Annotated in this window: 17 protein-coding genes; 9 read left to right on the forward strand and 8 right to left on the reverse strand. The window is 66.1% G+C overall.

Going from position 1 to position 17,018, the window contains the following annotated elements; all coding sequences use genetic code 11:
- Nucleotides 1-7 precede the first annotated feature (7 nt).
- Nucleotides 8-856, reverse strand: coding sequence for a 16S rRNA (cytidine(1402)-2'-O)-methyltransferase (gene rsmI / locus IFR23_RS15140; protein WP_192976619.1), 849 nt, complete (start codon nt 854-856; stop codon nt 8-10).
- Between the two features lie 52 nt (nt 857-908).
- Between rsmI and IFR23_RS15145 the strand changes: the two genes are divergently transcribed.
- A complete protein-coding gene (locus tag IFR23_RS15145; protein ID WP_446740919.1) occupies nt 909-2,081 on the forward strand; it encodes a penicillin-binding protein activator in 1,173 nt (390 codons plus the stop codon).
- A 35-nt stretch (nt 2,082-2,116) separates the two neighbouring features.
- Here the strand turns inward: IFR23_RS15145 and hemW are convergent, their stop codons facing one another.
- Nucleotides 2,117-3,289, reverse strand: a complete 1,173-nt coding sequence (gene hemW / locus IFR23_RS15150; RefSeq protein WP_192976621.1) for a radical SAM family heme chaperone HemW — start codon at nt 3,287-3,289, stop codon at nt 2,117-2,119.
- Nucleotides 3,290-3,332: 43 nt separating this feature from the next.
- Between hemW and IFR23_RS15155 the strand changes: the two genes are divergently transcribed.
- Both IFR23_RS15155 and IFR23_RS15160 read left to right on the forward strand, forming a co-directional pair.
- The gene (locus IFR23_RS15155; RefSeq protein ID WP_192976622.1) at nt 3,333-3,890 is read left to right on the forward strand and encodes a CAP domain-containing protein; all 558 of its coding nucleotides are present in this window, start codon (nt 3,333-3,335) and stop codon (nt 3,888-3,890) included.
- Nucleotides 3,891-3,957: 67 nt separating this feature from the next.
- A complete protein-coding gene (locus tag IFR23_RS15160) occupies nt 3,958-4,755 on the forward strand; it encodes an EAL domain-containing protein (protein WP_446740915.1) in 798 nt (265 codons plus the stop codon).
- A 161-nt stretch (nt 4,756-4,916) separates the two neighbouring features.
- Here IFR23_RS15160 and rdgB read toward each other — a convergent pair whose 3' ends face one another.
- Nucleotides 4,917-5,552 carry an RdgB/HAM1 family non-canonical purine NTP pyrophosphatase gene (gene rdgB, locus IFR23_RS15165; protein WP_192976623.1) on the reverse strand — a complete coding sequence of 212 codons (636 nt, stop codon included), beginning with the start codon at nt 5,550-5,552 and terminating at the stop codon, nt 4,917-4,919.
- Nucleotides 5,549-6,265, reverse strand: a complete 717-nt coding sequence (rph, locus tag IFR23_RS15170; protein WP_056055360.1) for a ribonuclease PH — start codon at nt 6,263-6,265, stop codon at nt 5,549-5,551. Before rph ends, rdgB begins: the two co-directional genes overlap by 4 nt.
- A 217-nt stretch (nt 6,266-6,482) precedes the next feature.
- Here rph and hrcA point away from each other — a divergent pair, with 217 nt between their 5' ends.
- From hrcA to IFR23_RS15190, 4 genes are all read left to right on the forward strand, one after another.
- Nucleotides 6,483-7,526: a heat-inducible transcriptional repressor HrcA gene (gene hrcA, locus IFR23_RS15175; RefSeq protein ID WP_192976624.1), complete on the forward strand. Its 1,044-nt coding sequence runs from the start codon at nt 6,483-6,485 to the stop codon at nt 7,524-7,526.
- 25 nt (nt 7,527-7,551) lie between these two features.
- Nucleotides 7,552-8,091, forward strand: coding sequence for a nucleotide exchange factor GrpE (gene grpE, locus IFR23_RS15180; protein WP_056488509.1), 540 nt, complete (start codon nt 7,552-7,554; stop codon nt 8,089-8,091).
- A gap of 178 nt (nt 8,092-8,269) precedes the next feature.
- Entirely contained in the window at nt 8,270-9,493 is a 1,224-nt protein-coding gene (locus IFR23_RS15185) for a threonine synthase (protein ID WP_192976625.1), read from the forward strand.
- Between the two features lie 107 nt (nt 9,494-9,600).
- Nucleotides 9,601-9,840, forward strand: a complete 240-nt coding sequence (locus tag IFR23_RS15190; protein ID WP_132896109.1) for a hypothetical protein — start codon at nt 9,601-9,603, stop codon at nt 9,838-9,840.
- 113 nt (nt 9,841-9,953) lie between these two features.
- Here IFR23_RS15190 and IFR23_RS15195 read toward each other — a convergent pair whose 3' ends face one another.
- Together IFR23_RS15195 and IFR23_RS15200 are read right to left on the reverse strand one after the other, a co-directional pair.
- On the reverse strand, nt 9,954-10,418 hold the full coding sequence (locus IFR23_RS15195; RefSeq protein WP_192976626.1) for a vgr related protein: 465 nt from the start codon (nt 10,416-10,418) through the stop codon (nt 9,954-9,956).
- On the reverse strand, nt 10,415-10,852 hold the full coding sequence (locus tag IFR23_RS15200) for a copper chaperone PCu(A)C (RefSeq protein ID WP_192145661.1): 438 nt from the start codon (nt 10,850-10,852) through the stop codon (nt 10,415-10,417). Before IFR23_RS15200 ends, IFR23_RS15195 begins: the two co-directional genes overlap by 4 nt.
- Before the next feature lie 168 nt (nt 10,853-11,020).
- Between IFR23_RS15200 and dnaK the strand changes: the two genes are divergently transcribed.
- A complete protein-coding gene (gene dnaK, locus IFR23_RS15205; RefSeq protein ID WP_192976627.1) occupies nt 11,021-12,928 on the forward strand; it encodes a molecular chaperone DnaK in 1,908 nt (635 codons plus the stop codon).
- Nucleotides 12,929-13,049: 121 nt separating this feature from the next.
- Entirely contained in the window at nt 13,050-14,183 is a 1,134-nt protein-coding gene (gene dnaJ, locus IFR23_RS15210; protein WP_120301094.1) for a molecular chaperone DnaJ, read from the forward strand.
- A gap of 50 nt (nt 14,184-14,233) precedes the next feature.
- On the opposite strand, the gene IFR23_RS15215 is transcribed toward dnaJ, so the two are convergent.
- Together IFR23_RS15215 and purB are read right to left on the reverse strand one after the other, a co-directional pair.
- Nucleotides 14,234-15,178 (reverse strand): hypothetical protein, encoded by a 945-nt coding sequence (locus tag IFR23_RS15215; protein ID WP_192976628.1) that lies wholly within the window; start codon nt 15,176-15,178, stop codon nt 14,234-14,236.
- Nucleotides 15,179-15,688: 510 nt separating this feature from the next.
- Nucleotides 15,689-16,987, reverse strand: coding sequence for an adenylosuccinate lyase (gene purB / locus IFR23_RS15220; RefSeq protein WP_192976629.1), 1,299 nt, complete (start codon nt 16,985-16,987; stop codon nt 15,689-15,691).
- Nucleotides 16,988-17,018 lie beyond the last annotated feature (31 nt).

Raw genomic sequence — 17,018 nt, forward strand, 5'->3', positions numbered from 1 at the left:
AGGGCGGTCACCCTTTTTCGGCCTTCAATTCCAGCGCGCGCGTGTAGAGCGCCTTGCGATCGAGCCCGAGCTTCTTCGCCACCTCGCTCGCGGCCTGCCCGGTCGACAGTCGGGTAAGCGCCTCCACCAGCGCGGCATCGCCATCCTCCGCACTCGCAGGCGGCGCCTCGCCCGGTGGCGCGACGACGATCACGATCTCCCCCCGCGGCGGCGCATCCGCATAGCGCGCAGCGAGCGTCGAGAGCGTGCCCGTCACCGCCTCCTCGAATTTCTTGCTGATCTCGCGCGTCACTGCGGCTTCGCGGTCGCCGAGTCCCTCCGCCAGTGCTGCGAGGCAGGCGCCGAGGCGGGGGCCGGACTCGTACATCACGAGAGTCGCGCGAATCGTCGCCACCTCCGCGATCGCCTCCGCCCGCGCGTGCAGCTTCGACGGCAGGAACCCTACGAACAGGAATCGGTCGGTCGGCAGCCCCGCCAGCGTCAGCGCTGCCACTGCCGCGCACGGCCCCGGGATCGTCACCACCAGATGCCCAGCCGCCCGCGCGTCGCGAACCAGCTTGAACCCAGGATCCGAAATCAACGGCGTTCCCGCGTCCGACACCAAAGCCACCGCCTGCGTAGCCATCCGCGCGATCAGCGCCGGCCGCACGCCTTCCGCGCTGTGGTCATGATACGGCACCATTGGCGTCTTCGTGCCGATGTGGCGGAGCAGACCGGCGGTCACGCGGCTGTCCTCGACCGCGATCACGTCGGCGCGGCGGAGGATGTCGGCGGCACGCGGCGACAGATCGCCAAGATTGCCGATCGGGGTCGCGACGATGTAGAGGCCGGGATCGAGAAGAGTTTCAGGGTTCATGGGGACGGTCATGGCAGACGCGACGACGATAGGGCAATCCGGCCCGCTTTCGATGGGCACATTCGGGCGATGGGCGACGCTTGTCGCGGCGTGCCTGCTCGGCGCGTGCCAGACGATCGTCCCGCGTGGTCCCGTCGAGCCATCGCAGCAGCGCCCGACCACGCGCCCCGTCGATCGGCCCGACATCGGCGTAGAGACCGGCATCCCGCGCGATGCCGAGCGTAACCGCGTCGCGCTGCTCGTGCCGTTGTCGGGTAGCAACGCGGGTGTCGGCACCTCGATCGCCAACGCGACGATGCTCGCACTGCTCGATACGCAGAACCAGCGCGTCCGCATCACCAACTACGACACCGCGACCGGTGCCGCCGCCGCCGCGCAGCGCGCGATCGCCGAGGGCGCGCAGCTGATCCTCGGGCCGCTGCTCGCCGACGATGTCCGCGCGGTCGCGCCGATCGCACGTGCCGCGAACATCCCCGTGCTGAGCTTCTCCAACGATCTCGGCGTGGCGGGCAACGGCGCGTATTTGATGGGCTATGTCCCGACCCAGTCGATCGCGCGCGTCGTCGATTTCGCGAAGGAGCGGGGCGTCAGCAACTTCGCCGGCCTCGTCCCCAACGGCCTGTACGGCGAGCGCGCCTCCACCGCTTTCCTCCGCGCGGTAGAGGGCGCGGGCGGCCAGGTCGTCTCACTCCAGACCTACGCGCGCGGCCCCGGAGGCATTTCCGGCGCCGTCACGCGGCTGGCGGCAAAGGCGCCTTATGATGCGGTTCTGATCGCCGATGGGGGCGCCACCGCAGCCTCCGCGGCCGCGATGGTCAAGCGCGGCGGAGGCGCGTCGACGCGCATCCTCGGCACCGAACTCTGGAACTCGGACGCGGGAATCGCCGCGAAGCCTGCGCTGTCGGGCGCGTGGTACGCCAGCGTTTCGGACACGCTGTACCGCCAATATGCCGCCAAATATCGCGCGCGGTTCGGGGCAGGGCCATACCGCTTGTCGAGCCTCGGCTACGACTCGGTCCTGCTGACGGTCCGCATCGCGCGCGACTGGAAGCCCGGCACGCCGTTCCCGGTGAACCGCCTGCGCGACGGCGACGGCTTCGCAGGCATCGACGGTGCGTTCCGCTTCGGCAAGGACAACGTCGCCGAGCGCGCGCTCGAGGTAAAGGAAATCCGTGGCGGCACGACCACGGTGGTCTCGCCCGCACCAGCTGGTTTCGCGAAGTAAGGTCTATGTTCACCCGCCTTCGCGGGTGAACACCCCTAGGCGGTGACGATCTCGGGCAGGATGGCATCGAGCAGGAGCGCACCCGCCTCGGTAACGCGCAACCGGCCCGGCGAGTGCACGATCAGCCCGAGCGCCTCAAGCCGAGCCACCGCCGCCAGATCGACCGGTACCACGCCCGCGTTCAGTGCGGTGATCCGGTCCAGATCCACCCCTTCCGCCAACCGCAGCCCCATCAGCAAAGCCTCGGTCGCCCGCGTCGAGGGCGTCAGCGGGTCCTCCACCTCCATGCCGTGGCCGTTGCGTTCGATCGCCGCCAGCCAGTTCTCCGGCTTCTTCCGCCGCACCGTCGCCAGTCCGCCGCGACGCCCGTGCGCCCCCGGCCCGATCCCTGCGTAATCCTGGTACCGCCAGTAAGCGAGGTTGTGGCGGCTCTCCGATCCCGGCCGCGCGTGGTTCGACGTTTCGTACGCGGGCAATCCGGCCGCGGCGGTATCGGCGCGGGTCGCCTCGAACAGGTCGGCGGCCGAATCGCCGTCCGGGATGACGATCCGCCCCGCCAGCGCTTCGGTCGCGAACCGTGTGCCGGCCTCGATCGTCAACTGGTACAGCGAGAGATGTTCCGTCCCCAGGCTCAACGCGCGCGCCAGTTCCGCACGCCAGTCGTCGAGCCGCTGGCCGGGCAGCGCATAAATCAGGTCGAAACTCACCCGCGGAAACACACTCTGCGCGGTCGCAAGTGCGGCTTGCCCCTCGTTCACGTCATGCGCACGTCCTAGAAACTTCAGCGCCTGATCGTCGAGCGATTGCAGCCCGAGCGACACCCGGTTCACCCCGGCACGCGCCAAATCCGCAAACCGTGCCGCCTCGACCGAAGAGGGGTTCGCCTCCAGCGTGATCTCGATCCCCTCGGCGAAACCCCACGCCTTCTCCGCCGCGTCCAGCACGGCGGCGACAGTCGACGGCGGCATCAGCGACGGCGTGCCGCCCCCGAAGAAGATCGACTGCAACTTCCGCCCCGGCAACACGCGCGCTTCATGCGCAAGGTCGGTAAGCAGCGCATCACGCCACGCCGCCTGGTCCACCTCTTCGCGGACGTGGCTGTTGAAGTCGCAATACGGGCATTTCGACACGCAGAACGGCCAGTGGACGTACAGCGCGAGGTCGCCCGGGGAATCGGAGCGGGGGCTTGGTGTTTCGAAGACGGGCATTATCTCGCGCATATGGTCGCACGGGGCGGCCGAAGGAAGCGCAATGACGGCACGGATGGGTTTGGCGATCGCCGGGGCGCTTTTGCTGGCGGGCTGCGCGCAGGGCCCCGAGCGTGTCGTCGAGCCGCGCGATACGATGGCCCCGGCACCGCGCGGCGCGAGCCTGCTCAAGACCGCGATGATGGACGGCCACAATGCCGCCCGCGCTGCCGTCGGCGTGGCACCGCTCACCTGGAGCGATACGCTGGCGACCACCGCGCGCGCCTATGCCGAGGAACTGGCCCGCACGCGGAAATTCGCGCACGCCCAGCAACCTCAGGGTATGTCGCGCGAGGGCGAGAACCTCTGGACCGGCACGCGCTATGCCTATGCGTACACCGAGATGATGGGCCACTGGGTCGCCGAGAAACGATATTTCATCAACCAGCCGACCCCTGGGTTCAGCCGCACCGGCAAGTTCGAGGACGTCGGGCACTACACGCAGATCATCTGGCGCAACTCGACCCAGGTCGGCTGCGCGATGGCGAGCAACAAGACGGACGACTATCTGGTGTGCCGCTACTCGCCTCCCGGCAACGTCTTCGGCGAACGCGCCTATTGATCTGGGATAAGCAGGTAGTGCTAGCTCGGTGGTACTTTCTTAAGCGATCGTCGGCTAACCTGCTTTAATGATACCAGTATCCAAACCCGATGGTGCTCGGCTCGCTGGCTGTGTCGGATGCCGTGATGGCGCCGGGCTGTCGTTTGCCTTCTCGATGGCGTTCCAGCCGATCGTCGATGTCGAGACCGAGACCGTCTTCGCCTACGAAGCGCTTGTACGGGGTCCCGAAGGCCAGTCGGCAGCGAGCGTCCTTTCGCAGGTCGACGGCGCAAATCTGTACGCGTTCGATCAGCAATGCCGGGTGCGGGCGATCGAGGCTTCGGTGAAGGCCGGGCTGCTCGATACGCCTGCGCGGCTGTCGATCAACTTCCTCCCGAACGCGGTCTATTCCCCCGCCGCGTGTATCCAGCTGACGCTGAAGACCGCGGCGGCAGTCGGCATGCCGACCGACCGGTTGATCTTCGAGTTTACCGAGAACGAGGAGATGCTCGATCCCGCGCATGTCGCGAACATTATCGCGACGTATCAGAAGATGGGGTTCGGCACCGCGCTCGATGATTTCGGCGCGGGGCATGCCGGATTGAACCTGCTCGCGCGGTTCCAGCCGGATATCATCAAGCTCGACATGGAGCTGATCCGCGACATCGACACGAGCCTGCCGCGGCGGATGATCGTCGAAGGAATGCTGCGGATGTGCACCGCGCTGGGGATCACGGTGATCGCCGAGGGGGTCGAGACGCTTGGCGAGTTCGATGCGCTGCGGGGGCTCGGCGTGCGGTACATCCAGGGGTATCTGCTGGCGAAACCGGCGTTCGAGGCGCTGCCTACGGTAACGTGGCCGGTGAAGCAGGCGATCGCAGTCTAAGGCTTTGCGTAATTTGTGATCCTCCCCCGCCAGGGGGAGGTGGCTGGCCCTTGCCAGACGGAGGGGGAGGCAAACGCCTGCTTCGTGTCCTCCCCCTCCGTCACCTACGGCGCCACCTCCCCCTGGCGGGGGAGGATCGATCGTTCCGCTCTAGGGACAAATCAGAACACCGCGGCTTCCAGCAAACTAAACGCCTCGTTCCGGTGGCTGATCGCGTTCTTCGTCTCGTGCGGCAGTTCGGCATAGGTCTGGTCGTAGCCCAGCGGCACGAACACCGGGTCGTAGCCGAACCCGACATCCCCACGCGGCGGCCAGACGAGCGTACCCTCCGCACGCCCCTCGAACCATTCGACATGCCCATCGGGCCAAGCCAGCGCGAGCACGCTGACGAAATGCGCGCCGCGCGTGGCGTCCGGGCCCTTGGCGACCACCGCGTCCTCGACCTTCTGCATCGCCATCATCCAGTCGCGACCGGTCGGCGTTTCCGCCCAGTCGGCGGTGTAGACGCCCGGATCGCCGTTCAGCGCGTCGACGCACAGCCCGCTATCGTCCGCGAGGGCGGGATAGCCCGACAGGTCGGCAGCCGAGCGCGCCTTCAGCTCGGCGTTCGCGAAGAAGGTCGTGCCCGTCTCGACGGGCTCCGGCAGATCGAGCTCGGCGGCGGAGACGACTTCCAGCCCGCGCCCTTCGAGTAACGCGGCGATCTCGCGCACCTTGCCCTTGTTGTGGCTGGCGATGACCAGCTTGCCCGGCTGGAGCTTGCGGATCGCCTGCGGTTCCTTGCCTTCGCCGCTCACTTGGCCACGGCTTTCGCCTGCGCCGCGAAAATGTCGGTGCAACCGATCCGCGCGAGACGCAGCAGGCGGAGCAGCGCCTCCTCGTCGTACGTAGCACCTTCGGCAGTCGCCTGCGCCTCGGCGATGTTGCCGTTTTCGAGCAGCACGAAGTTCGCATCCGCATCCGCGCCCGAATCCTCGATATAGTCGAGGTCGAGCACCGGATTGCCCTGGTAGATGCCGCAGCTGATCGCCGCGACCTTCTGCGTCAGCGGGTCGGCGGTCAGCTTGCCGCTCGCGAGCAAGCCATCGATCGCAAGCCGCAGCGCGACCCAGCCGCCCGAGATCGACGCGGTGCGCGTGCCGCCATCCGCCTGGATCACGTCGCAGTCGATCACGATCTGGCGCTCGCCGAGCAGCTTGAGGTCGACCACCGCGCGAAGGCTACGGCCGATCAGTCGCTGAATTTCCTGCGTGCGGCCCGACTGCTTGCCCTTGGCGGCCTCGCGGTTGTTGCGCGTGTTGGTGGCGCGCGGGAGCATGCCGTATTCCGCGGTCACCCAGCCTTCGCCCTTGCCGCGCATGAACGGCGGGACCTTCTCCTCGACGCTGGCGGTGACCAGCACCTTGGTGTCGCCGAAGCCGATCAGGACGGAGCCTTCGGCATGCTTGGTGAAGCGCGGCTCGATCGTGATCGCACGCATCTGGTCTGGGGCGCGGCCGGATGGGCGCATAGTCTTATCCTAACGGGAGTGAGTGGTTGCCCGCTGCCTAGCCTTTCGTTTGGTCGCTCGCCAGCCCAACCACCGCCGTCATCCTGACGAAAGTCAGGACCCAGAGCCACACAGGGCACCGCTCGGGTACCCTGGGTCCTGACTTTCGTCAGGATGACGGAGTGGGGCAACGCATTCCCCCCTTTGTCCGCCCGTCGATCCGCCCTAGATCAAAGCGATGGCCACGCCCCCCGTCACCGAACTGACCGATCGCGCGCGCGACATTTTTCGCGCCGTCGTCGACAGCTATCTCGCCAGCGGCACGCCGGTCGGGTCGAAAACGATCGCGCAACTGACCGGCCTCAGCCTCTCCCCCGCCTCGATTCGCGGCGTGATGGGCGAGTTGGAAGGCCTCGGCCTGCTCGCCAGCCCGCATACCAGCGCCGGCCGCATGCCGACCGACCGCGGCCTGCGGCTGTTCGTCGACGGGATGATGCAGGCGATGGAGCCGTCGTTCGAGGAGCGCCAGACGATCGAGGCGCGTGCCGGCGTCGGTGGTCCGGTCGAGGAGGCGCTCGCCGCGACCACGCTTGCGCTCTCCGGGCTTTCGGCCTGCGCGGGGCTGGTGATGGTGCCCAAGCGCGAGCTGAAACTCCGCCAGATCGCGTTCGTCGCGCTGTCGCCCGAACAGGCGCTGGCGGTGCTGGTCAGCGAGGACGGCTCGGTAGAGAATCGTGTGATCGCGCTGCCGCAGGGCATGTCACCGTCCGCGCTGATCGAGGCGGGCAACTACATGTCGGCGACGCTCGGCGGCCTGACGCTGGCGGATGCGCGGACCCGGATCGAGCGCGAACTGGCGGACGGTCAGGCGGCGCTCGATGGTGCGGCGCGGACGCTGGTCGAGCGCGGGATCGCGGTTTGGAGCGAAGATGCGGATCGCCGCCCGGTGCTGATCGTCCGCGGGCAGGGGCGGTTGATCGATACCGCCGCCGCCGCCGATCTCGACCGGGTCCGCGACCTGCTCGACGATCTCGAGGGAAAGCAGGAAGTCGCATCGCTTCTGGACAGTGCGCGGGCCGGTGATTCGACGCGGATTTTCATCGGCGCGGAGACCAAATTGTTCGCGTTGTCGGGGTCTTCGGTGATCGCCAGGCCGTTCCGCGGATTGGACGGCCGGGTGGTCGGCGTGGTCGGCGTGATTGGTCCGACGCGGTTGAACTATGCGCGCGTCGTGCCCATGGTGGATTTCACGGCTGCAACGCTCGCCCGGTTGATGGGTTGAGCCGGCCCAATTTATAGGGAAAACCATGTCCGACATCGACCAGAACACGCCTGCAGACCTGCGCGAAGAGACCGCCGAAGCCGCGCCTGAAGTGGCATCCAACGACCGCGTCGCCGAGCTCGAGAACCAGCTGGCCGAAGCCAAGCAGAACGTCCTCTACGCGCAGGCCGAGATCCAGAACGTCCGCCGCCGCGCCGAGAAAGAAGCGCAGGACGCCCGTGCGTATGCCGCGACGGCGTTCGCGCGCGACGTGCTGTCGGTTGCGGACAATCTCTCGCGCGGGCTGTCGGCAATCCCGGCCGACCTCCGCGCTGATGACAAGATGAAAGGCCTTGTCACCGGGCTGGAGGCGACCGGTCGCGAGCTGGAGAGCGTGTTCCAGCGCCACGGCATCACCAAGATCGCCGCGGAGGGCCAGATGCTCGATCCGAACAAGCACCAGGCGATGCTCGAGGTCCCAAGCGACCAGCCTGCCGGGACGATCGTCCAGGAGATGCAGGCGGGCTACATGATCAAGGACCGCCTGCTGCGTCCCGCCATGGTCGGCGTCGCCAAGGCTGGCTGAATCCGCCCCGGAACGGGGAGGGGGACCGCCACGCGCTTGCGTGGTGGTGGAGGGGGCTCACCTCCCGCGTACCATCTGCGGCCGGGGGCCTGCGTCGAGCGTTACGACCGCGGCACGCCCCCTCCACCAGCTGCGCTGGTCCCCCTCCCCTTGCAGGGGAGGATTTGAAAGTCAGTCCATGAACCAGAACCTCACCACCGATCGCCAGACCTTCGTCACGCATCTCGAATGCTCGATCACCGGCGAGCGGTATGAGGCGGATGAGCTTCACGGGCTGTCACGCGCCGGGCGACCGTTGCTGGTGCGCTACGACCTCGACGCGGTGCGGTCCGCGGTTTCGCGCGACACGATCGAGGCGCGGCCGACCGATTTGTGGCGCTGGCGTGAACTGCTTCCGGTTCGCCACACGGCCAACATCGTCAGTCTTGGCGAGATCGAGACGCCGTTGGTGCCGCTGACCAAGTCGGGTGGCCCCAACGTGCTCGTGAAAGACGAAGGCCGCCTGCCTACCGGCAGCTTCAAGGCGCGCGGGCTGGTGATGGCCGTCGCGATGGCGAAGGAGCTTGGGGTCAAGAAAATCGCGATGCCGACCAACGGCAATGCGGGCGCAGCGCTGGCGGCCTACGCGACGCGCTGCGGGATCGAGACGATCGTGCTCTGCCCCGACGACACCCCCGAGATCAACGTTCGCGAGATCGCGATGCAGGGCGCGCGGGTCTGGCGGGTCAACGGCCTGATCGACGATTGCGGCGCGATCGTCGGCAAGGGCGCCGCGGAAGGCCGCTGGTTCGATTTCTCGACGTTGAAGGAGCCCTACAGAATCGAGGGCAAGAAGACGATGGGGCTCGAACTCGCCGCGCAGTTCGAATGGAAACTGCCGGATGCGATCTTCTATCCGACCGGTGGCGGTACCGGGCTGATCGGGATGTGGAAGGCGTTCGACGAACTCGAGAAACTCGGCTGGATCGGCTCGGAGCGCCCGAAGATGTTCGCAGTGCAGGCGAGCGGGTGCGCGCCGATCGTCCGCGCGTTCGAAGCGGGCGAGGAGCATGCCGAGCGTTGGGAAGACGCTAGCACCGTCGCCGCGGGCATTCGCGTGCCGAAGGCGGTCGGCGACTTCCTGATCCTCCGCGCGGTTCGCGAGAGCGGCGGGCAGGCATTGGCGGTCGGCGATCCGGCGATCCTGAAGGCGGTCGATGCGGCGGCGAAGCAGGACGGGTTGCTGCTATGCCCTGAGGGTGGCGCGACGTTGGCCGCCTATCATCAGGCGCTGAACACCGGGCTGGTCGACGAGGACGACAAGGTCGTTCTTTTCAACTGCGCGACCGGGTTGAAATATCCGATGCCCGAGGCGCCGCAAGCGCTTGATAGAACACGACCTATCGATTTCGACGCGCTGTAAACGGCGGATTTCTGCCGATCGGATGGGTTTCAATCTACCAGATCGGTGGTTGAAATTGATCCATGTTGTCTGCAACGGGGCGCCCTTGTTTACAAAAGGGGTTCCCAATGCAGAAAATCGTCCAGGTCGTTTGCGTCGTGCTCATCGCGGCGGCGGTGATGTTCGGCGGACGTTGGTACATGTACGTCGCGCAGGGTTCGAGCCCGTATGACGAGGTCGGCATCGCGTTGAACGGCTATGCACCGGGGCCGATGCGGGCCTGGGGCTGCCACAAGATGCAGGCGCGGTTCCCGGGCCAGTTGCCGCCTTACGGATGTGCCGGGCCGGATGGTCGTAACTGGCTGTAACAAGCGTCCGTCATCCCAGCGAAAGCTGGGATCTCCCCGTGATAGCGCGCGCCCTTGCCGATTGAGATCCCAGCTTTCGCTGGGATGACGGTGGGGGGACGGGGTGGCTGACGTCAGGCCGACACTAACGGTGTAAACGGCAGCACCGTCTCATACTGCGCGAGCGGCGGGGCGCCCGCGACCTTCGCGCCCGCACGCAGCAGGAAGGCGTGCCGCACGATCTCGCCCTGTTGCTCGATGCCGTAGCGGTGCAGCGCCACCCCAGGCCGGAACGTATAGTCGTACCGACACCAGGGATGCCGCGCCAAGGGCAGGAACACGCCGCGCTGGTGCTGCCAGATATGCGTCATCTCGTGGACGAACAGCCCCTGCAACGTCAGGTTCGCATGCGCGAAGTCGTCGCGCCAAAGATCGCCCTTGGGGTGGAAGTGGATGCAGCCGCGCGGCGCCATCACCGTATCGCGCGGCTGGAAGAACGCCCATTTGCTCCGAGCCAAACTCACCGAAGAGTAATCGATCGCGCCCCCGAACACCGATGCCGCGAGCGCCGTCTCCGCCTCGGTAAGTCCGCGCTTCACTTACCCGCCGGGGTCCCCGCCGCGACCACGGTCGCGTTGTTTATGATGCGCGTCCCATCTGCGAACGCGAACGTGAGCGTCACGCGATCAGCGGGTTTGATCCCCGAGTTCATGTTGAACAGCATCACATGCCGCCCACCCGGCGCGAACGCTACGTCCGTATTCGCGGGAATGTCGACGCGTGTCAGCGGTGCCATCGTCGACATGCCGCCCTTGTCCATCGTCTCGTGCATCTCGGCCTTGATCGCGACGTCGGTGGTGACCGAGATCAGCGTCGCCGGCGTCGGCCCCCCGTGCACCGTGAAATACGCCGCCGCCGGGCGTCCGGTTACCGCGCCGAGCCGCACCCAGGCCCCGTCCACCGACAGTTCCTTCGGCGGCGAGCACGACGCCAGTGTCATCGCCGCAACACCCAGTCCGAAAACGATACGCATAGGTTAACTTTCCCCGGGGGTTGCCTCTTGTGCATCCTATGACCGGTACAATCTTGCGGCAAGCGCGAGGCCACCTATATCGCGCCCATCATCAGAAAGGTTCCGCCTCCGAAACGGGGTGGAGCGGATTTCGTATTTTCGTTTCAAGTGAGGGGCTAATCAGAACTCATGGCTAAAGTAATCGGTATCGATCTCGGCACGACCAACAGCTGCGTTTCCGTCATGGAAGGCGGCAAGCCCAAGGTCATCGAGAATTCCGAGGGCGCGCGCACCACGCCGTCGATCGTCGCCTTCGCCAAGGATGGCGAGCGACTGGTCGGCCAGCCGGCCAAGCGCCAAGCAGTGACGAACGGCGACAACACCATCTTTGCGGTGAAGCGCCTGATCGGCCGTCGCTTCGACGATCCGATCACCAAGAAGGACACTGAGCTGGTCCCGTACAAGATCTCGCGCGGCCCGAATGGCGACGCCTGGGTCTCGGCGGGTGGCAAGGATTACTCGCCATCGCAGATCTCGGCGTTCACGCTGCAGAAGATGAAGGAAACCGCTGAGTCGTATCTCGGCGAGACGGTCACGCAGGCGGTCATCACCGTTCCCGCGTACTTCAACGACGCACAGCGCCAGGCGACCAAGGACGCCGGCCAGATCGCTGGCCTCGAAGTGCTGCGCATCATCAACGAGCCGACTGCGGCGGCGCTGGCCTACGGCCTCGACAAGCAGGACGGCAAGACGATCGCAGTCTACGATCTCGGCGGCGGCACGTTCGACATCTCGGTGCTGGAAATCGGCGACGGCGTGTTCGAGGTGAAGGCCACCAACGGCGACACGTTCCTGGGCGGTGAGGATTTCGACAACAAGATCGTCCAGTACCTCGCCGACGAGTTTAAGAAGGCCGAGGGCATCGACCTCGCCAAGGACAAGCTCGCGCTCCAGCGTCTGAAGGAAGCCGCCGAGAAGGCGAAGATCGAGCTCAGCTCGGCACAGTCGACCGAGGTCAACCTGCCCTTCATCACCGCGGACCAGAACGGCCCGAAGCATCTGGTGAAGTCGATCACCCGCGCCGACCTGGAGCGGATGGTCGAGGATCTGGTCAAGCGCACGCTCGAGCCTTGCCGCAAGGCGCTCGCAGACGGCGGCCTGAAGCCCGAGGACATCTCGGAAGTCGTGCTGGTCGGCGGCATGACGCGCATGCCGCGTGTCCGTGAAGTCGTGAAGCAGTTCTTCGGCAAGGAGCCGCACACCGGCGTCAACCCGGACGAGGTCGTCGCGATGGGCGCCGCGATCCAGGCCGGCGTGCTGCAGGGCGACGTCAAGGACGTGCTGCTGCTCGACGTGACGCCGCTGTCGCTGGGCATCGAGACGCTGGGTGGCGTGTTCACCCGGATGATCGATCGCAACACGACGATCCCGACCAAGAAGTCGCAGACCTATTCGACCGCCGACGACAACCAGGGCGCGGTGACGATCCGCGTGTTCCAGGGCGAGCGCGAGATGGCGGCCGACAACAAGATGCTCGGCAATTTCGATCTCGTCGGCATCCCGCCCGCACCCCGCGGCGTGCCGCAGATCGAAGTCACGTTCGACATCGATGCCAACGGTCTCGTCAGCGTCTCGGCCAAGGACAAGGGCACCGGCAAGGAGCAGCAGATCCGCATCCAGGCGTCAGGTGGTCTTTCGGACAACGACATCGACCAGATGGTCCGCGACGCAGAGACCTTCGCCGAGGAAGACAAGAAGCGTCGTGCCGGCGCCGAGGCTAAGAACAACGCCGAGTCGCTGGTCCACACCACCGAGCGTCAGCTTGCCGACAATGGTGACAAGGTCGACGATGCGCTCAAGACCGAGATCCAGGCCGCGATCGACGCGACCAAGGCTGCGGTCGAGAGCAACGATGCGGATGCGATGACCGAGAAGAGCACCGCGCTCGCCCAGGTCGCGATGAAGCTCGGCCAGGCGATCTACGAGAAGCAGGCCCAGGCGGACGCTTCGCCTTCGGCCGACGGCGATGTGGCGAAGAAGGACGACGACGTCGTCGACGCCGAGTTCTCGGAAGTCGACGACAACCCGAAGGCGTAACCGAAACTCCCTCTCCCCTCAGGGGAGAGGGCCGGGGTGAGGGGCAGTTCCGCGCGCTGCCGTGTGGAACTGCTCCTCACCCAACCCTCTCCCCGGAGGGGAGAGGGCTAAGAGGGCCGCTATGAGTACCCAGACAGATTATTACGAACTGCTCGAATGCGAGCGGACCGCGGATGCGGGGACGATCAAGTCGTCCTACCGCAAGCTCGCGATGAAATATCACCCGGACAAGAACGCCGGCTGCAAGGATTCCGAAGCGCAGTTCAAGGCGGTCAGCGAGGCCTACGAATGCCTCAAGGACCCGCAGAAGCGCGCGGCCTATGATCGCTTCGGCCATGCCGCGTTCCAGAATGGCGGCGGTGGTGGTCACGGTGGCGGCGCGCAGGATTTCGGCGGCTTCAGCGATATCTTCGAAAGCGTTTTCGGCGAGTTCATGGGCGGCGCACAGCGCGGCGGCGGTCGCTCGGCGGCACGGCGTGGCGCAGACCTGCGCTACGACATGGAAGTCAGCCTGGAGGAAGCCTTCCACGGCAAGACGACCGAGATCACGATCGACGTCTCGGCGCTGTGCGACACATGCGACGGCTCGGGCGCGAAGGCCGGGACGCGTGCGAAGACCTGCCAGCATTGCGGCGGCCACGGGAAAGTCCGTGCGCAGCAGGGCTTCTTCGTGGTCGAGCGCGCCTGCCCGGTCTGCAACGGCGCCGGCGAAGTCATCGCGGATCCGTGCCCGGATTGCCGTGGCGAAGGTCGTGTCGAGAAGACCAAGACGCTGTCGATCAACGTCCCCCCCGGCGTCGACGAAGGCACGCGCATCCGCATGTCGGGTGAAGGCGAGGCGGGCGCACGCGGCGCGCCGTCCGGCGACCTCTACATCTTCCTCCACGTCACCAAGCACAATCTGTTCGAGCGCGAAGGCACGACCCTCTTCGCGCGCGCGCCGATCAGCTTCACGGTCGCGTCGCTCGGCGGGGCGCTGTCGATCCCCGGCCTCGACGGCCGCACGCACGAGGTGAAGATCCCCGCCGGCATCCAGTCTGGCAAGCAGCTCCGCCAGCGTGGTGCCGGCATGCCGGTCCTCCAAGGCCGCGGCCACGGTGACCTGGTCGTCCAGATCGACGTCGAAACCCCCACGCGTCTCAGCAACCGCCAGAAGGAACTGCTCGAGATGTTCCGAGAGACGGAAACGGGCGACGAATGCCCGGCCAGCCAGGGCTTCTTCGCCAAGCTGAAGGGCGTGTTCGCGGGGGAATAAATGAGCCGGAAGGTGATGTGGACAAGCATCACCTTCCGGGGGATCATGTCTCAGCCTGCCAATGCAGTCGTTGGTACGCTCATAAGTTCGACCATCCCCTTAGTGCCTCTCGCTCCATCGGTTCCCGCCGGGGCGTTTGCCGGGCTAGTGCCTGCTTCCCCGCCATGCCCGCCGTGGCAGAAACGGCTTCCATGACCGCCGGGACCGCCATTCCCGCCCTTTCCGGACCGGCCGGCAAGACCATTTCCGCCGCCGCTTCCTCCTTGGTTCTGGATCGAGGCGTAGCTAAACTGGCCAACCCCCCGAGCGGTCGAGATGAAGGTTACGTTACCGCCGTCGCCGCCGCGTCCACCGTCTCCTCCGCGGCCGCCAATTTTGCCGTCTTCACCGCGGCTGCCGTCACCGCCGCCGCGTCGGCAAGAGAATGGCCCATCGGAACCACGGTGACCGCGTTCTCCGGCACGGCCGTCGGCACCAGCGCCACCGCGACCACCGTCCCCGCCGGCAACCCCGCGAAACTTGAGCGCCAGATTTATCAGCCGAGGTGTCGCATCGTCGCCGACGGAGAAATGATCGACCACGAAATATACGTGGGGCAGTGCGACGCTCGCGCCACCACCACCGGCGGCGCCGTCAGTGCCATCCGCTCCGTTGGCTGCGGTGGGCGCCTCGAACCGAATGCGATAGCTTGAGGTCGTATCGGGAAATTTGACGTCGTTTGCTGCGATAACGACAAAGGGTGCACTGGTGGCACCAAGGACCAGTTCGCTGTCGGCCGAAAAACTGATGACGTCGGCCTTGAGGATTGCACCTGCAAATGGCTCCGATCCGTTGACCGGAAACAGCGTTTGGCGTCGCGACGTGTTTGCCAGCAGCAGTCGGACTTCCGCGGGCAACGCGGCGTCGAGCGAAGGCAGCGATTTGGGCAGTTCGTCTTGCGCATGGGCGGGGAGCGCGAACAGCGTGGACAAAAGCAGAAGACGGTGCAGGCGCATGGAAATCTCCCCGGTCAGGCCAGCGCGTACGGCCAGCGGACAGGGATTTTGCGATGCTATGGGTCAAAGTGCCAGATGCACTGCAACCGTTCCTGCGGGGTCGGGAACGAAACCGATCCGCTTCGGATCGACCGCGTAAACCTGGGCCCTAGCCGCGCCCCCTCGGGAGGGGGCGGGCGGGCCGATGGATCAGAGGGCGGTGATGACCACCCCGACCACCAGCGCTTGAGCCGCGATCGCCAGCATGGTGCTGGTCACGGTTTCGAACATGCGCATGGGTAGGTCTCCGATGCCGGAACAATATCCGGCAAGCGGGATATGGGCTTAGTTGCGCTATGTCGCAATTTTGTAACACGTAATCGCAATTGCGTTGCGTGCATCTTAGCGCGGTCTTGGGACCGTCCAGCGTCTAGCTCCGTCCGTCATCCTGACGAAAGTCAGGATCCAGAGCCAGGCAGGACGGCGCTTTGTTACTCTGGATCCTGACTTTCGTCAGGATGACGAGGGGAGTCAGGCCGAGCCGAACACCCGGGTGAAGATCGTGTCGACGTGCTTAAGATGATAGCCGAGGTCGAACTTGTCCTCGAGTTCGACATCGCTCAGCGTCACTTCCGGGTCCGCCTTCAGCAGTTCGAGCAGCGACAGCGCGCCATCCGAATCCCATACCTTCATCGCGTTGCGCTGGACCAGGCGATACGCGTCCTCGCGGCTCACGCCCGCCTGCGTCAGCGCCAGCAGCACGCGCTGCGAATGGATGAGGCCACCCATCTTGTTGAGGTTCTTCAACATCCGCTCGGGGTAGACGACCAGCTTGTCCATCACCCCGGTCAGCCGCGCCAGCGCGAAGTCGAGCGTGATCGTCGCATCCGGGCCGATGTACCGCTCGACCGACGAGTGCGAGATATCACGCTCATGCCACAGCGCGACGTTCTCCATCGCCGGCGTGACGTACCCGCGCACCATCCGCGCGAGGCCCGTGAGGTTTTCGGTCAGCACGGGATTGCGTTTGTGCGGCATCGCCGACGAGCCCTTCTGGCCGGGCGAGAAGAACTCTTCCGCCTCAAGCACTTCGGTGCGCTGCAGATGGCGTACTTCGGTCGCGAGCCGCTCGATCGAGCTGGCGATCACACCCAGCGTCGCAAAGAACATTGCATGGCGATCGCGCGGGATGACCTGCGTCGAGACCGGCTCGACCGACAGCCCAAGCTTGCCCGCAACATACTCTTCCACGAACGGATCGATGTTGGCGAACGTGCCGACCGCGCCCGAGATCGCGCAGGTCGCGACGTCCTCGCGCGCCGCCACCAGGCGTGCGCGGTTGCGTGCGAACTCGGCATGCGCCTGCGCCAGCTTCAGCCCGAACGTCACCGGCTCGGCGTGGATGCCGTGGCTGCGACCGATCGTCGGCGTCATCTTGTGTTCGCGTGCGCGGCGTTCGAGCACGACGAGCAGCGCGTCGAGATCGGCGATCAGAATGTCGCTCGCCTTCGCTAACTGCACGGCCAGGCACGTGTCGAGCACGTCGGACGAGGTCATCCCCTGGTGCATGAAGCGCGCTTCAGGGCCGACATGCTCGGCGACGTTGGTCAGGAAGGCGATGACGTCGTGCTTGGTCTCGCGCTCGATCTCGTCGATCCGGTCGACCTCGAACGCGCCCTTTTCCCAGATCGCGGCGGCGGCTTCCTTGGGGACCACGCCGAGTTCGGCGAGCGCGTCGGTGGCGTGTGCCTCGATCTCGAACCAGATCTTGAAGCGCGCTTCGGGCGTCCAGATCGCGACCATGTCGGGGCGGGAATAGCGGGGGACCATCGGGTTTCCTCGGGAGCGTGAAGGGTAGGGC

This window comes from Sphingomonas sp. CFBP 13603 (assembly GCF_014892665.1).
GTDB lineage: Bacteria > Pseudomonadota > Alphaproteobacteria > Sphingomonadales > Sphingomonadaceae > Sphingomonas.

Bases quoted from the DNA above. Each gene is read 5' to 3' on its own strand.
- rsmI (WP_192976619.1), bottom strand. From the start codon at position 856: ATGAACCCTGAAACTCTTCTCGATCCCGGCCTCTACATCGTCGCGACC.
- IFR23_RS15145 (WP_446740919.1), top strand. From the start codon at position 909: ATGGGCACATTCGGGCGATGGGCGACGCTTGTCGCGGCGTGCCTGCTC.
- hemW (WP_192976621.1), bottom strand. From the start codon at position 3,289: ATGCCCGTCTTCGAAACACCAAGCCCCCGCTCCGATTCCCCGGGCGAC.
- IFR23_RS15155 (WP_192976622.1), top strand. From the start codon at position 3,333: ATGACGGCACGGATGGGTTTGGCGATCGCCGGGGCGCTTTTGCTGGCG.
- IFR23_RS15160 (WP_446740915.1), top strand. From the start codon at position 3,958: ATGATACCAGTATCCAAACCCGATGGTGCTCGGCTCGCTGGCTGTGTC.
- rph (WP_056055360.1), bottom strand. From the start codon at position 6,265: ATGCGCCCATCCGGCCGCGCCCCAGACCAGATGCGTGCGATCACGATC.
- hrcA (WP_192976624.1), top strand. From the start codon at position 6,483: ATGGCCACGCCCCCCGTCACCGAACTGACCGATCGCGCGCGCGACATT.
- grpE (WP_056488509.1), top strand. From the start codon at position 7,552: ATGTCCGACATCGACCAGAACACGCCTGCAGACCTGCGCGAAGAGACC.
- IFR23_RS15185 (WP_192976625.1), top strand. From the start codon at position 8,270: ATGAACCAGAACCTCACCACCGATCGCCAGACCTTCGTCACGCATCTC.
- IFR23_RS15190 (WP_132896109.1), top strand. From the start codon at position 9,601: ATGCAGAAAATCGTCCAGGTCGTTTGCGTCGTGCTCATCGCGGCGGCG.
- IFR23_RS15200 (WP_192145661.1), bottom strand. From the start codon at position 10,852: ATGCGTATCGTTTTCGGACTGGGTGTTGCGGCGATGACACTGGCGTCG.
- dnaK (WP_192976627.1), top strand. From the start codon at position 11,021: ATGGCTAAAGTAATCGGTATCGATCTCGGCACGACCAACAGCTGCGTT.
- dnaJ (WP_120301094.1), top strand. From the start codon at position 13,050: ATGAGTACCCAGACAGATTATTACGAACTGCTCGAATGCGAGCGGACC.
- IFR23_RS15215 (WP_192976628.1), bottom strand. From the start codon at position 15,178: ATGCGCCTGCACCGTCTTCTGCTTTTGTCCACGCTGTTCGCGCTCCCC.
- purB (WP_192976629.1), bottom strand. From the start codon at position 16,987: ATGGTCCCCCGCTATTCCCGCCCCGACATGGTCGCGATCTGGACGCCC.